Annotated in this window: 12 protein-coding genes; 8 read left to right on the top strand and 4 right to left on the bottom strand. The window is 73.1% G+C overall.

The features are described from left to right. Positions 1-6: 6 nt before the first annotated feature. Genes WBK50_RS06325 through WBK50_RS06315 form a run of 3 tightly spaced genes read right to left on the bottom strand, consistent with a single transcriptional unit; the run spans position 7 to position 3,437 of the window. The gene (locus tag WBK50_RS06325) at positions 7-945 is read right to left on the bottom strand and encodes an NAD(P)/FAD-dependent oxidoreductase (RefSeq protein WP_341334689.1); all 939 of its coding nucleotides are present in this window, start codon (positions 943-945) and stop codon (positions 7-9) included. A gap of 6 nt (positions 946-951) precedes the next feature. Further along, positions 952-1,914: an o-succinylbenzoate synthase gene (locus WBK50_RS06320; RefSeq protein WP_341334688.1), complete on the bottom strand. Its 963-nt coding sequence runs from the start codon at positions 1,912-1,914 to the stop codon at positions 952-954. A gap of 44 nt (positions 1,915-1,958) precedes the next feature. Then, positions 1,959-3,437 carry a flavin-containing monooxygenase gene (locus tag WBK50_RS06315; protein ID WP_341334687.1) on the bottom strand — a complete coding sequence of 493 codons (1,479 nt, stop codon included), beginning with the start codon at positions 3,435-3,437 and terminating at the stop codon, positions 1,959-1,961. 72 nt (positions 3,438-3,509) lie between these two features. Here WBK50_RS06315 and WBK50_RS06310 point away from each other — a divergent pair, with 72 nt between their 5' ends. Together WBK50_RS06310 and WBK50_RS06305 are read left to right on the top strand one after the other, a co-directional pair. Further along, positions 3,510-4,133 carry a TetR/AcrR family transcriptional regulator gene (locus tag WBK50_RS06310; RefSeq protein ID WP_341334686.1) on the top strand — a complete coding sequence of 208 codons (624 nt, stop codon included), beginning with the start codon at positions 3,510-3,512 and terminating at the stop codon, positions 4,131-4,133. Positions 4,134-4,178: 45 nt separating this feature from the next. Then, positions 4,179-4,922 carry a siderophore-interacting protein gene (locus WBK50_RS06305; protein WP_341334685.1) on the top strand — a complete coding sequence of 248 codons (744 nt, stop codon included), beginning with the start codon at positions 4,179-4,181 and terminating at the stop codon, positions 4,920-4,922. Between the two features lie 62 nt (positions 4,923-4,984). On the opposite strand, the gene WBK50_RS06300 is transcribed toward WBK50_RS06305, so the two are convergent. Continuing rightward, complete coding sequence (locus tag WBK50_RS06300) at positions 4,985-6,526, bottom strand: acetyl-CoA acetyltransferase (protein ID WP_341334684.1); 1,542 nt, start codon at positions 6,524-6,526, stop codon at positions 4,985-4,987. Positions 6,527-6,847: 321 nt separating this feature from the next. Between WBK50_RS06300 and WBK50_RS06295 the strand changes: the two genes are divergently transcribed. From WBK50_RS06295 to WBK50_RS06270, 6 genes are all read left to right on the top strand, one after another. After that, on the top strand, positions 6,848-6,994 hold the full coding sequence (locus WBK50_RS06295; RefSeq protein WP_341334683.1) for a type II toxin-antitoxin system YoeB family toxin: 147 nt from the start codon (positions 6,848-6,850) through the stop codon (positions 6,992-6,994). A 199-nt stretch (positions 6,995-7,193) separates the two neighbouring features. After that, entirely contained in the window at positions 7,194-10,004 is a 2,811-nt protein-coding gene (locus WBK50_RS06290) for a helix-turn-helix transcriptional regulator (RefSeq protein WP_341334682.1), read from the top strand. Positions 10,005-10,256: 252 nt separating this feature from the next. Further along, a complete protein-coding gene (locus WBK50_RS06285) occupies positions 10,257-10,475 on the top strand; it encodes a ferredoxin (RefSeq protein ID WP_341334681.1) in 219 nt (72 codons plus the stop codon). Beyond that, positions 10,472-11,872, top strand: a complete 1,401-nt coding sequence (locus WBK50_RS06280) for an NAD(P)/FAD-dependent oxidoreductase (protein ID WP_341334680.1) — start codon at positions 10,472-10,474, stop codon at positions 11,870-11,872. The genes WBK50_RS06285 and WBK50_RS06280 overlap by 4 nt, the downstream gene beginning before the upstream one ends. 43 nt (positions 11,873-11,915) lie before the next feature. After that, entirely contained in the window at positions 11,916-13,139 is a 1,224-nt protein-coding gene (locus WBK50_RS06275) for a cytochrome P450 (RefSeq protein ID WP_341334679.1), read from the top strand. A gap of 29 nt (positions 13,140-13,168) precedes the next feature. Beyond that, positions 13,169-14,218 carry an NAD(P)-dependent alcohol dehydrogenase gene (locus WBK50_RS06270; protein ID WP_341334678.1) on the top strand — a complete coding sequence of 350 codons (1,050 nt, stop codon included), beginning with the start codon at positions 13,169-13,171 and terminating at the stop codon, positions 14,216-14,218.

Genomic DNA, 14,218 nt, shown 5'->3' with positions numbered 1-14,218 from the left:
TTCCGGTCATCCGAGCCGGCGGACGACCTCGCGCCCCAGCAGGGAGCCCGAGCGCCAGGCCGTCTCGATCCGGGAGCTGCCCCAGCCGTCCCCGGCCAGCCCGATGCCGTCCGCGCCGAGGTGGAAGGGCACGTCGCGGTCCTGCTCGGGGGACGCGAAGCGCCAGCGGTGGGCGTGCGTCCACACCGGCCGTGCGGTGATCCCGAGCAGCTCCCCCACCGCCTCGACGACGAGCGGGACCGCCTTCTCCGGCTGCTCGTCGAACCGCCGGGCGACGTCGGAGACGGTGTGCGCCACCAGCACGGGGGCGTCGTCGCCGCGGCGCGCGCCGTCGTCCGCGATCAGGGAGAGCACCGGGTGGTCGTTGACGAACGCAGCGGGCAGCTCGTCCCAGGTGCGATCGGCGTACTCGGCGGCGACGGCCAGGACGGGCCGCCAGGGCCGCCCCGAGGCGAGCGCGACGGCGTCGAGCCGGGGATCGAGGACGCGCAGGGCCTGTGGGTCCGGCATCGCGAGCACCACGACGTCGGCCGGTTCCCCGTCGACCGTCGGGCCCGCGGTGACCCGCTCCACCTCACGCTCCAGCTCCAGCGGGAGCCCCTCCGCGAGCGCGGCGACCAGGCTGCACAGGCCCCGCGGCGCGGCCCAGCGCATCGGCCCGGGCGCCCGGCGCCGCTCCCCGTGGTCGAGGACCGCGAGCTCGGAGGTCCAGGGCCGGGCCAGGCCGGCCGTCCGCCAGGTCGCCACGACCTCGGCGAACCCGGGGTCCCGCACGGTGAAGTAGGCGGCACCGGTGTCGATCGGCCGACCGTCGTGACAGCGGCTCGCCATCCGGCCGCCGGGGGCGCGGCCGCGGTCCAGGACGCGCACGGGGATCCCGGCGTCGGCGACCTCCCGCGCACACGCGACGCCGGCCAGTCCGGCTCCCACCACGACCACGGACATGATCGGTCAAGGGTAGCGGCGCGCGCGGAGCTGCACCCGTTCTAGCCGGTCCCGCCACCAGGTCGTGCGCTCGGGATCGGCAGCGACGCCCTGCCGCGCGACGGGTTCCGGGGCGCGTCGCAGCACGGGCAGGAACCCGTCCCGCGGGGTCAGCCGGGCGTCCGGGGCGACGACGTCCGCGGTCAGCAGCGCGCCCGTCCCCAGCCCGCAGGCGTGGTCGAGCCGCGGCAGTGCGGCGGCGAGGGCGATCTCCGCGGCCATCCCGACGCTCGTCTCCAGCGCGGACGAGACGACGCACGGCAGCCCGCAGGCCTCCGCGACGTCGAGGGCCCGCCGGACCCCGCCGAGCGGCGCGACCTTCAGGATCGCGACGTCCGCGGCGCCGGCCACCGCGACCTTCAACGGGTCCTCGGCGCGGCGGATGGACTCGTCGGCGGCGATCGGCACGTCGACGCGGCGGCGGACCAGCGCCAGCTCCTCGATGGACGGGCACGGCTGCTCGACGTACTGCAGCCCGCCCGCCGCGCGGTCCAGCGCGCGGATCGCGGCCACGGCCTCGTCGACCTCCCAGCGGGCGTTGGCGTCGACCCGCACCGCGCCCGACGGCCCGAGCGCGTCCCGGACGGCCTCGACCCGGGCCAGGTCCTCGGCAGCGGACTCCGGGTGGTCGGCCACCTTCACCTTCGCCGTCGAGCAGCCGGACGCGCGGACGAGCGCGTGCGCCCGCTCCGGACCGACCGCCGGGACGATGCAGTTGACCGGGACACGGTCGCGCACCGGTTCCGGCCAGCCGTCGTCCGCGGCCTCGCGGGCGGCGGCGAGCCAGGAGGCGGCCTCCGCGTCGTCGTACTCGGTGAAGGGACAGAACTCGCCCCAGCCCGCCGGGCCGCGCAGCAGCAGGCCCTCCCGGACCGCGATGCCGCGGAACCGGGTGGTCATCGGGATCGAGTAGACGAAGGGATCTTCCACCCGGCCGACGCTACTCAGTCTCGATGTCCGCTCCTCGGCTGCGCTCAGGCGATGAGCTCGTGGTGGGCGGGGTCGATCGCCTTCGTCCGGCGGCGGAAGGTGAACGTGTAGCCGGGCCACAGGGTCCGGTTACGGCCGTTCTCGTCGAGGTACCAGCTCGCGCAGCCGCCCGTGCTCCACACCGCCTTGCCGAGCCGGCGCTGCAGGTCCGCGTTGTAGGCGTCCTGACTGTCCTGCCGGGTGTCGATGGCGACGGCGTGGTTGGCGTCGACCGTCCGCATCGCGTCGAGGATGTAGTTCACCTGCGACTCGACCATGAACACCATCGAACTGTGGCCGAGCCCGGTGTTCGGGCCGACGATCGTGAACAGGTTCGGGAAGCCCGCGACCGTGGTGCCGAGCAGGGCCTCCGAGCCGTCCTTCCACGCGTCGACGAGCTTGACGCCGTCCCGCCCGGTGACGCCCATCTGCGCCATGCCGTCCGCGACCTTGAACCCGGTCCCGAAGATGATCGTGTCGACCTCGTGCTCGACCCCGTCCGCGGTGACGACGCCCCGCTCGGTGATCCGGGTGATGTCCCCGGTCTCGACGGAGACGTTGTCCCGCCGCAGCGCCGGGTAGTAGTCGTTGCTCATCAGGACCCGCTTGCAGCCCATGGTGAACGTGGGCGTGACCTTGCGCTTGAGCTCGTCGTCGCCGGCGAAGACCTTGTCCAGGTACTTCAGCCCGAGGCCCTGGACCAGCTTCATGATCCGCGGGTGCAGGAAGCCCGCGACCAACGCCTCGTGCCGCCAGTACAGGGCGATCCGGTTCAGCGTCTGCAGCAGCGGCAGGCGCCGGTACGCGGCGCGGGTGCGCTCCGGGATCGCGCGGTCCGGCTTGGGCAGCACCCACGGCGCGGTGCGCTGGAAGAGCGTCAGCGACTCGACGTCCGGGGCGATCGCGGGCACGAACTGGATCGCGCTGGCCCCCGTGCCGATGACGGCGACGCGCTTGCCCGCGAGGTCGTGCGAGTGGTCCCACTGCGACGAGTGGAAGGCCTTGCCGGCGAAGCGGTCCAGGCCCTCGATCTCGGGTACGAAGGGGTCGTGCAGCGCACCGGTGCCGAACAGCACGTAGCGCGCACGGTAGCTGGTGCCGTCGTCCGTGCGGACGTCCCACGCGGTGCCGTCCCACTCGGCGCCGGCGACCTTGACGCCGAAGCGGATGCGGTCCCGCAGGCGGTAGCGGTCCGCGACGCTCTCGAGGTAGGCCCGGATCTCCGGCTGGCGCGCGAACGTCCGCGTCCACTCCGGGTTCTGGAAGAAGGAGAAGGAGTAGAGGTGGGACTCCACGTCGCAGGCGCAGCCCGGGTAGACGTTGTCCCGCCAGGTACCGCCGAGGGTGTCGCCCTTCTCCAGGATGACGAAGTCCCTCCGACCCGCCTCGTCCAGCTTCACCGCCGCGCCGAGGCCGGCGAAGCCGCTGCCGACGATGACGGTGTCCACCGTGACGGGATCGACACGTGGGGTCGTCTCGCTCATTCCGGGTCCCTCCTCGTTGGGTTACCGCCAGTAAGTTACCACGAGTAAGTTGGATCCGGGTAGGGTTCCCCCGTGGAATCCCGCTCCGCCCAGGCCGCCCCCGCTCGACGCCGCCGCGTCGGCCGCGAGGAGCGCGAGCGGCAGATCCTCGACGCCGCGGTCGCCGTGTTCTCCGAGCGCGGGTACGCGAACGCGTCGATGGACGCCGTCGCCGAACGGGTCGGGGTCACCAAGCCCGTGCTGTACACGCACTTCGGCTCCAAGGAGGGCCTGCTGCTGGCGTGCGTCGCACAGGCCCGGACCGAGCTGCTCGAGGTCACCGCCACCGCCGCGGCGGCCGCGACGACACCCGAGGACATGCTCCGCCGGGGCACCCGGGCGTTCTTCGAGTTCCTCGACGAGCGCGCCGCCGCCTTCTCGCTGCTGTACTCCGAGGCCAGGATCGCCGCGGACGCGGTCGAGGGGATCCGGGCGCAGCAGACCGACTTCATCGCCGCGCTGCTCGGCGCCGCGGCCCCGGACGCCGCTCCGCTCCAGCTGCAGGGCTGGGCGCAGGTCATCGTCGGCGCGTGCGAGCGGCTGGCGGTCTGGCGCGCGCAGGACAATCGCGTCACGACCGAGGACGCCACGGAGTACCTGATGGACCTCGCCTGGACCGGTCTGCAGGGCCGCGCCTCCGGCGCCCGTGCGCGGTAATCGCCGCCCTGGCAACGGTTTTCGCGCACGAGGCACACTGTGCCGGTGACGACGACGGCCCCCCGCCTGCTGCAGGTCCTGCGCAGCACCACCATCACGCCGCGGATGATCCGCGTGACCCTGGGCGGCGACGAGCTGGCCGGGTTCCCCGGGGAGGGCCCGGACCGGCGGATCAAGATGTTCTTCCCGGTCGAGGGACAGGACCGGCCGGCCATCCCCCGCGCCAGCACCGGCGGACCCGTCTGGCCCGCGGGCGAGGCACGCCCGACCATCCGCACCTACACCGTCCGCCGCTTCGACCCCGCGGCCGGTGAGCTGGACGTCGACTTCGTGGTGCACACCGGTTACGGGCCGGCCGCGGCGTGGGCGCAGTCCGCGGAGCCCGGGTCGTGGGTCGGGGTCTCCGAGCCCGGCGGACGCTGGGTGCCGGATCCCGCCGCGGCGTTCCACGTCGTGATCGGGGACGAGTCCGCGCTGCCCGCCGTCGCGACCGTGCTGGAGGCGGTGCCGCCGGACGTCCCGGCGCTGGCCCTGCTCGAGGTGGCGGACGCCGGTGAGGAACAGGACCTGCCGGGCAAGGCCGACGTGACCTGGGTGCACCGCGGGAACCGGCCCGCGGGCGAACCGCTCGTCGAGGCCGTGCGGGCGGCGACCTTGCCCGAGGGTGAGGGTCAGGCCTGGCTCGCGGGCGAGTCCGCCGCGGTGAAGGACATCCGGGCTCATCTGCTGAACGAGCGCGGCCTCGGCCGGCGGGCGGTCTACGCGACGGGGTACTGGCGCGCCCGCTGAGCCCGGCTCGCGCGGTTCCGTGGCGCGACTCGCGCGGTCTCAGATCGCGACTCGCGGGGGCGTCAGACGGGGTCGAGCTGGGCGTGGCCGGCGATCACGGTGGCGCGGACGGTGCGGCCGACGGCGTGCGGGCCCGGCGGGGCGGTGGGGCCGTCGGGGAAGACGGTGAGGACCGCGGTGCTGGCGGCGTCCCCGCGCGGGGTCGCGGCGGCGAGGCGGCGGCCGTCCGGCGTGCGGGCCAGCAGGAAGCCCTGGGTGGGGAGGCCGTTGCGGTCGTACTCCACGGTCCCGGCCTCCACCCGCACCTCGTGGACGTCCCCGTCGGCGAGCACCACCGGCGCGGGGCCGGGTTCGGCGGTGTCCTTGGGGACGGGGTCGCCGACGTAGCCGTCCTCGTGCGCCGACCGCCCGAGCAGGACGGCGTGCTGCCGGGTCAGATACCCGCCTCCCCCGTGCACCAGCGCGGTCCGGGCCCCCGCCCGCAGCCGGCGCGCGGTGGCGACGACGGCGTGCAGCCCGTACGACGACAGCGGGCCGCCGAAGGCGGAGTACCCGCCGGTGACACCGAGCAGGTCCGGCAGGGCCAGGCCGAGATGCCGCCCGACGAGCCGCGGGACCACCGGGAACGGCGTGTAGACGTCCAGGACGTCGAGGTCCGCGGTGGCGAGGCCGCCCGCGGCGAGGGTCCGGTCCAGCGCCGACCCGAGCGCCGGCGAGACCGCCAGGTCCGGCCGGGCGACCACGTCCGCGGCGTCCTCCGCACCCGCGCCGCCCCAGACGTGCACCATCCGCTCGTCCGGGACGCCGTGCTCGCGGGCCACGGCCACCGACGTCACGACGACGGCCGCGGCCATGTCCACCAGCGGGTTCGCGTTGAGCGCCAGGGGGTAGGGCTCGCAGATCATCCGGTTGACGGGCCCGACGCGCAGGATGTCCGAGGGCGAGGTGACCATCGGGTTCCAGGCGCAGGGGTTCTCCGACGCGACCTTGCTGAGCCCGGCGTACAGCTCCGCGGACCAGGCCTGGGCCTGCGCCGGGCTCTCCCCCAGCGCGTGGGTCAGGGCGGCGTCGACCATCGGGTACACGCGCGTCGGCAGGACCAGCCCGGCGAGCTGCATGGCCGCGCTCCCGAGGTCGTCCGGGTCGAAGGCGGGCTGGCCGCCGGGCTCGGCGCTCCAGCCCAGGTCGACGGCCGGGTCCACGCCCGCGCGGGCCAGCACGGCCATCGACGCCGACGCCTCGCCGCCGGCCACCAGCGCCACCCGGGACTCCCCCGCGGCGATCCGCGCGGCCGCCGTGTTCACGAGCGCGACGGGCCACTGCCCGCCGACGGGCGCGGCGAACGTGTGGGACGGGCCCGCGCCGATCCGCTCGGCGAGCTTCGCCGCCAGGTCGTCGTATCCCCAGCTGGCGACGTGCGAGACCGCGATCGAGTCGACCTCGCGGAGCAGCCGACCGCCGGTGCCGGCGCCGGTGTCCTGCCCGGCGGCGGACACGGCGTCCGCGACGAGCCGCAACGGCTCCCGCGCGCCGGCCACCGTCCGGTCCCGGTTGCCGAGCACCTGGCCCACGCCGAGAAGCACCGGCAACCTGTCGTCCCGCACGGACGGACGGTAGTACAGCGGTCGGACGCGGTCCCGTGCGGTGCCGGCTCCGACACGCTCCGTGTCGATCTTGCTGATCAGTTCGCCGAGGTTCCCGGGGGACCGCCAGGACGAGGTCGGCGCAGGCCGTCTGGGCCGCGGCCCAGACGTGCGGTGGTGATGAACCCCCGACACGTCCACGCAGGGGGCGGAGTCCGCGGCACCGGCGCGGGTGGCGCTGGTGGCCGACCAGAAGGGTGGGGTGGGCAAGACCTCGATCGTCACCGCCTTGGCCGGATCGATCGCCCGCCCGCCGGCGGGCCGCTGCCGGCCCAGGTCGGGGTGCTCACCGCGACCGCCACGCAGACCGGACTGGACGGCTTCCACGGCTACTGGTCGCGACGCATCACCGACGAGCACCGACTCATCTACAAGATCGTCGACGACGAGATCCGTATCGCCGCGTGCCGCTACCGCTACGGCGATTAGTGCACGAGCAGCTCGGCGAGCTAGCCAGGGCGGTTCAGACCGCGGTGTCCGGCCGACCGGGTTACATCACGCGGTTGTTCTGCATCAGGCAGTGGCCCACGCAACGGGAGCGCCGCGACGCCGATGTCTGCTCGCGCACACGGCGGGGTCACCACGCTCGGCCTTCCTTCGCATGGGCGATCAGGGCTACGGTCGTTCGGTGCGGTTGATCGACCGCCGCGTGGAGAAGCACGCGCTCGAAGAAGTACTCGAGCGCGTGCGTGCCGGTATGTGCGGCGCGCTGGCCCTTCGGGGTGAGCCGGGAATCGGGAAGTCGGCACTGCTCGACTACGCCGTCGCGCGCGCCGCGGACCTGCAGGTCGTCCGGATGGTGGCGGTCGAGTCGGAGAACGGCCTGGGCTTCGCCGCTGTCCACCAGCTGCTCCTTCCTTTCCTGCACAGCGCGGACCGGCTGCCGGAGCCGCAGCGACGGGCGCTGGGCGTGGCGTTCGGCCTGGAGAGCGGGCCGCCGGCCGATCCGTTCCTGGTCAGCCTGGCCGTGCTCACGCTGCTGTCGGACGCGGCCGGGGGCCGGCCGGTGCTGTGCGTGATCGACGACGCGCAGTGGCTGGACGACGAGTCCGCCGACGTCCTCGGCTTCGTGGCCCGCCGGCTGCTGGCCGACCCTGTCGGGATGCTGTTCGCGATCCGGGAGACCGCCGAGCCGGACCCGCGCCTGCAGGCGTTGCCCGGCCTTCGGCTCGCCGGCCTGCCTGAGCCGGACGCGTACGAGCTGCTCGCAACCGCGGTCGACCGGCCCATCGACGCGGTCGTGGCGGAGCGCATCGTCGCCGGGACCGGGGGCAACCCCCTGGCCATCGTCGAGGGCGCAGCCGACCTGACCACAGAGCAACTGCGCGGACAGGTGCCGCTGCCCGAGCCGCTGCCCGTCGGTCACCAGCTCGAAGACCTGTTCGTGCGGCGCGTGCGGGACCTTCCCACGAACACGCAGACGCTGCTGTTGCTGGCGGCGGCGGAGCAGCCGGGCCGGGGCGATCGGCTGTGGCAGGCGGCCGCCGCGCTGGGCATCCCGGAGTCCGCGGTGGTGGCCGCGGAGGCGGCGGGAATGGTGGGCTTCTGGCCGGAGGTGCGGTTCGCCCACCCGCTCGTCCGCTCGGCGGTCTACCACGCCGCGGCCCCGGACGAGCAGCGAGCGGCCCACCGGGCCCTCGCGGCGGCGTGCGATCCGCAGCTCGACGCAGTTCCCTGGGCCTGGCATCTCGCCGCGGCCACCGCCGCGCCTGACGAAGGGGTCGCCGCCCGGCTGGAGGCGGCAGCGGACCAGGGCCGGAGCCGCGGCGGCTACGCCGCCGCGGCCGCGCTCCTCGAACGCACGGCGTTGCTGACCCCCGACGAGGAGCGGCGGGCCGAGCGCCGGCTGTCGGCAGCGCAGGCCCACCTGCTCGCCGGGGCGGTCAACCGGGCCGAGGCCCTGCTGGCCGAGGCCGCCACGGGCCTGCGCGATCCGCTGTCGACCGCGCAGGCCACCCTGCTGGAGGGCAGGATCCGGTTCCACCGCGGGCAGGTGGCCGAGGCCACCTCCGCCCTGGTCTGCGCTGCACGGCGACTGCGGCCGCTCGACCCGCGCGCCGCGAGGGACGCGCTGCTCTCCGCGCTGGAGGCCGCGGTGTTCGCCGGCTCGGCGCCCAGCGCCCCGCTCCTGCACGAGATCGCGTGGACGGCGCGGAATCTGCCACCCACGGGCGACTCCCCGGACTCGGCCGCCGATCTGCTGCTCGAGGGCTGCACCGCGCGGGTGACCGGTGACTATGCGGCGGCCGTGCCGGTGTTGCGTCGCACGGTGCAGGCCTTCCTCGCGGAGAAGGTCGACCCCGACGTCACACTCCAAAAACTGGAACTGGCCGCTGTCTCGGCGGCCGATCTGCTGGATGATGCCTCGACGGAGCAGCTGACAGCTGACTGGATCGACCGTGCCCGCGAGAGCGGCGCGCTGGCCAGGCTGGCCGGTGCACTCGCCTTCCGAAGCGCCTACGTCGACGGGCCGGCCGGCCGGCTGGCCGCGGCGCGGGCGGCCGAGTCCGAGGCGCACGAACTGGCGGAGGTGACCGGCAATCCCGGTGTCGTCCCGCCCACGGGCGCCCACACGCTGCTCACCCTCGGCCTGAGCGGCCGCGAGGCCGAGGCGCGGGCGACCGCAGCGGCGGTGGCACGGGAGGCCCCGGGCCGGGGCGCCGCCGGTGAGATGGCCATGGCGGCGTACTTCCTCGGCGTGCTGGAGATCAGCCTCGGCAACTACGGCCTCGCCGTGGGCTGCCTGCATCCGGCGTACACCGACGACACCCCGCTCGTCGGGACCCAGGCACTGCCCGACCTGGTGGAGGCCGCCGTCCGTGCCGGTCGGCGGGACCTGGCAGAACTCGCGATCCGACGTCTGGCGGACCGCGCGAGCGCGACCGGCACTCCGCTGGCCCTGGGCCTGCTCGCCCGCTCCCGGGCGCTGCTGGCCACCCCGACAGATGCCCGGCAGGGATACGAGGACGCGCTGCACCTGCTCGGCCGGACCCGGGCCGCTCCTCAGCTGGCCCGCGCGCACCTCGTCTACGGCGAGTGGTTGCGCCGCCAGCGCCGGCGGCGGGAGGCACGCGATCAGCTGCGCGTAGCCCTCGACATGTTCGACGGCATGGGCCTGCCCTGCTTCGCCGAGCGGGCGCGCGTGGAGCTGCGGGCCACGGGTGAGCGCACTCGGAAGCGAGAGGTGGGAACGGCCGAGGAGCTCACTCCCCAGGAGGCACACATAGCCTGCCTGGTGAGCCGTGGAGAAGGGAACCGGGAGATCGCCGCCCAGCTGTTCGTCAGCCCGAGCACCGTCGAGTACCACCTGCGCAAGGTGTTCCGGAAGCTCGGGGTGACCTCCCGCACGCAGCTCGCCCACCGCGTCATCCACGAGGGAGTCGGCCTACTCCACGCGATCCCCGCCTCCGAACGTCCGCTCCTCGACGGACGCCGCTGACCCGGCGCCCGCCTATGAGCGTCGGCGTCGGACCCGGGAACCCCGAACAGATCGGCCCGCCGCCGTCTGGAATCGACTCCCGCTCGGACTCGTGGACTACGGGTTTCGGGGATTCCGCGGAGTCCGCCACGTCCTAGCGTCGTCGGCCCCGGGGTCAGGGCGGTTCACGGAGGAAGCCGTGACCAGAAGGCGGGGAATGACCGCACCGATGGTCGCTGTGGGGCGGGAGGCGCGGAAGGAAGGGGTTTGCCCATGCGGATCGTCGTGGACCTGAACCGGTGCCAGGCATACGCACAGTGCGTGTTTCTGGCCCACGAGGTCTTCCGCTTGAGTCGTGACGAAGTACTTACCTACGAGCCGAACCCCGATGACGCGCGGCGCCTGCAGGTTCATCGCGCCGCTGCGGCCTGCCCGGTCCAGGCGATCGTGCTCGACCGCCTGGACGGTGCGGAGCGGAGCGTGGGGTCATGACCATGGCGGCAACGGTCGCGGAGTTGGTGCGCGGCTTCAAGGCCAACGGGCGGATCGTCATCGTCGGCGCCTCCCTGGCGGGACTGCGGGCCGCCGAAGCCCTGCGTGAGGAGGCCTTCAACGGGTCTCTGACCATCATCGGGGACGAGCCACACGAGCCCTACGACCGTCCCCCGCTGTCCAAGCAGGTGCTCAAAGGTTGGGTGCCGGCCGACCACACCCAGCTGCCCCGCTTGCGGGAAGTGGATGCGCAGTGGCGGCTCGGGGTGGCCGCCACCGGGTTGGACCGGGCCACCAAGCAGGTGCGCCTGGCCGTCGGCGAGCAGGTGCCGTACGACCGGTTGCTGATCGCCACGGGCACCCGCGCACGGCAGTGGCCCAACCCGACCGAGGCCGCCCTGGAGGGGGTGTACACGCTGCGTTCGTGTGAGGACGCCGCGCGGCTGCAACAGGCGCTGGCCTCGCGGCCGGCGCGGGTCCTGATCATCGGCGCCGGGTTCATCGGCTCGGAGATGGCCTCCGTCTGCCGAGAACTCGATATCCCGGTGACCGTCGTCGAGCGGGGCTCGGCGCCGCTGGTCGGCGCGCTCGGCGGGGTGATCGGCGAGATCGCCGCGGAGATGCAACGCGACCACGGCGTGGACCTGCGCTGCGGGGTGGGCGTGTCGTCGCTGGAGGGCGACGCGGGCGGACACGTGCGGCGTGCTCGGCTCTCGGACGGGACCACCGTCGAGGCTGACGTGGTGGTGGCCTCGCTGGGGTCGATCCGCAACGTGGAATGGCTGGAGGGCTCCGGGCTGGCGGCCGGCTTCTGGGGTATCGGCTGCGACGCCGGCGGTCGCGCCTTCGACATCAACGGCGTGGTGACCGACTCGGTCTACGTGGCGGGGGACGTGGCACGCGCCCCCCACGTGCTCTACGAGTACCAGTTTCTCGCGATGGAGCACTGGGACAATGCCGTCCTCGGGGCCGAGGTCGCGGCCCACAACATGGTGAGCCTCGAGCCCGACTACCACCCGCATCTGTTGCTGCCCGGCTTCTGGTCCGGCCAGTTCGGCGTCAACATCAAGTCCGTCGGCGTGCCGCCCTTCGGCGACGAGATCGTCTTCACGCAGGGGTCGGTCAAGGAGCGCCGCTTCGCCGCCGCCTACGGTCGTCGGGGCCGCATCGTTGCCGCTGTCAGCTTTGATCAAGGCAAGTGGCTGGAGCACTACGGGCGGCTGATCGAGAAATCGGCTCCGTTCCCGCCCCCGCCGCCGGGCTGGGATCGGCCCGACGACATGAACCCGATGCCGGCCGAGTTCCCCGCGCCGGGTGTCCCGACGGCGATACCCGACGTCGTCCTGACCGGCCACGACCCGAACGAGCGCATAGCCGAGTTCCGGCCCCGACGCTGACGCGCCGCTCGAGAGCACCAACCGGACAGCACAGGAGAGCATCATGGCCGAGGAAACGCCCTGGCAGCAGTCCCTCCGCTACGCCAACCGCGCCAATCCGTATCCGTTCTACGAAGAGCTGCGGAAGACCCCGGTGTCGCGGCAGCCGAACGGCAGTTACGTCGCCAGCACCTATCAAGAGATCGTCCAGCTGCTCCACGACCCCCGGGTCAGCTCGGATATGAGGAAGCGCCCCGCGCAGTACCAGTTCCCCAACCCTTTCGAGGGGATGATCATCACCATAGACCCGCCCGAACACGATCGAGATCGCCGCCGGATGATGCGGCACTTCGGCCCGCCCGAGTGCCCCCACATGATCGCCGACCTGGAGCCCGAGATCCGCCGCCTCACCGCCGAGCTGCTGGACAACATGAAGGGCAGGACCCGCATCGACCTCGTCGACGAGTTCGCCTTCCCGCTGCCCGTGACCATGATCTGCAAGGTCCTGGGCATGCCGCTGGAGTCCATACCGGACTTCCACGGCTGGATCGAGAACGCCCTGGACGGGGCCGACTTCGGCCCGGAGGCGAACGACCCGGAGCAGCAGCGCCGGGCGGAGCGGGCCGCCGGTGAGGTGGCCAAGTTGATGCAGTACCTGGCCGATCTGCTCGACCAGTACGCCGAGAAGCCCGGCCCGGGCATGTTCTCGGGAATGGTGAACGACGACGGCCCCGAGGGGCGCCTACCCCAGGACCGGCTCGTCAACAACGCGGCGCTGATGCTGTTCGCCGGGCACGAGACCTCGGTCAACCTGATCTCCCACAGCGTGCTCACCATGCTGCGGCACCCCCACGTGTACGAGCAGCTGCGCCGCCGGCCGGAGCTGGTCGTGCCCGCGGTCGAGGAGTTCCTGCGCCTGGAGTCGTCGGTCCAGATCTGGCACACCCGCTGCGCGGCCGAAGACATCGACATCGCGGGCACCACCATCCCGAAAGGCGCGCCGATCTTCATCGCGTACGGCTCGGCGAACCGCGACCCGGCGCGGTTCGAGAACCCCGACGTGCCGGACCTCGAGCGCCCCGACAACCAGCACGTCGGCTTCAGCCAGAGCATCCACTACTGCTTCGGCGCCCCGCTGGCGCGGCTCGAGGTCCAGATCGCGCTCGCCGAGTTCGTCCGTCGCGTGGAGAACCCGAGGCTCGTCGAAGACCCGCCGCCGTACCGCCGCAGCCAGATCTTCCGCGGCCCGCTCCACATGATGATCGACATCGACGGGATCCGCGACTGAGCCAGCACCCAGCTACCGAAGGAATTGCGATGCGGGCTTTTCAACTCGTCGAATGGCAGAAACCGCCCGAGCTGCGCGAGGTGCCGGTGCCCGAGCCCGGGCCCGGGCAGGTCCTGGTCAAGGTCGCGGGCGCCGGTGCCTGCCACTCCGATCTGCACATCATGCAGGCACCGCCACCCCCACCCGCGCCGGGAGACGGCATGAGGCTGCCCTTCACGCTCGGCCATGAGAACGCGGGGTGGGTGGAGACGCTGGGACCGGGCGTGACCGGGTTCGCGCCCGGAGACCCCGTGCTCGTCTACGGTCCCTGGGGCTGCGGGCTGTGCGCCAACTGCCGGGAGGGCCGGGAGAACTACTGCCAGAAGACCGCAGGTCTGGGCGGGGGCCTGGATGGTCAGGACGGCGGAATGGCCGAGTACCTGCTGGTTCCGGCGTCGCGATTCCTGCTTCCACTGGGCACCCTCGATCCCCGCGAGGCCGCGCCGCTCAGCGACGCGGGGCTGACCAGCTATCACGCCGTCAAGCGGTCGCTGCACCTGCTGGGGCCGGGCTCGACCGCGGTGGTGATCGGGGCGGGCGGCCTGGGCCAGATGGCCATCCAGATTCTGCGCGCGCTCAGCGCGGCGACCACCGTCGTCGCCGTGGACACCGCCGCCGACAAACTGGAGACCGCCAAGCGCATGGGCGCGGACGAGGCACTGCTCTCGGGCGACCAGGCGGTCACCCGCATCAAGGACATCACGCGGGGCCAGGGCGCCGAGCTCGTGCTGGACATGGTCGGAGTGGACCCGACCCTGCGAATGGCGGCGCAGGTGGCCCGGGTGCTGGGCCACCTGACCATCGTCGGCCTCGGCGGCGGAGTCGTACCCGTGAACTTCTCGAGCCCGCCGCACGAGTGTTCGGTCGCCTCGCCCTACTGGGGCTTCATTCCCGAACTCATGGAGGTGATCACCCTCGCCCAGCAGGAAAAGATCAAGGTGCTGGTCGAGCACTTCCCCTTGGAACGCGCCGGCGAGGCCTACCAGCTGCTGCAGGACGGCAAGATCCAAGGACGCGCGGTCATCATCCCCAACCCGTGA

The sequence above is a fragment of the Pseudonocardia sp. T1-2H genome (assembly GCF_038039215.1).
Taxonomy (GTDB): Bacteria; Actinomycetota; Actinomycetes; order Mycobacteriales; family Pseudonocardiaceae; genus Pseudonocardia.
The sequence above is the reverse complement of the archived record's forward strand: the minus strand, read 5'-3'. Positions and strand labels throughout refer to the sequence as shown.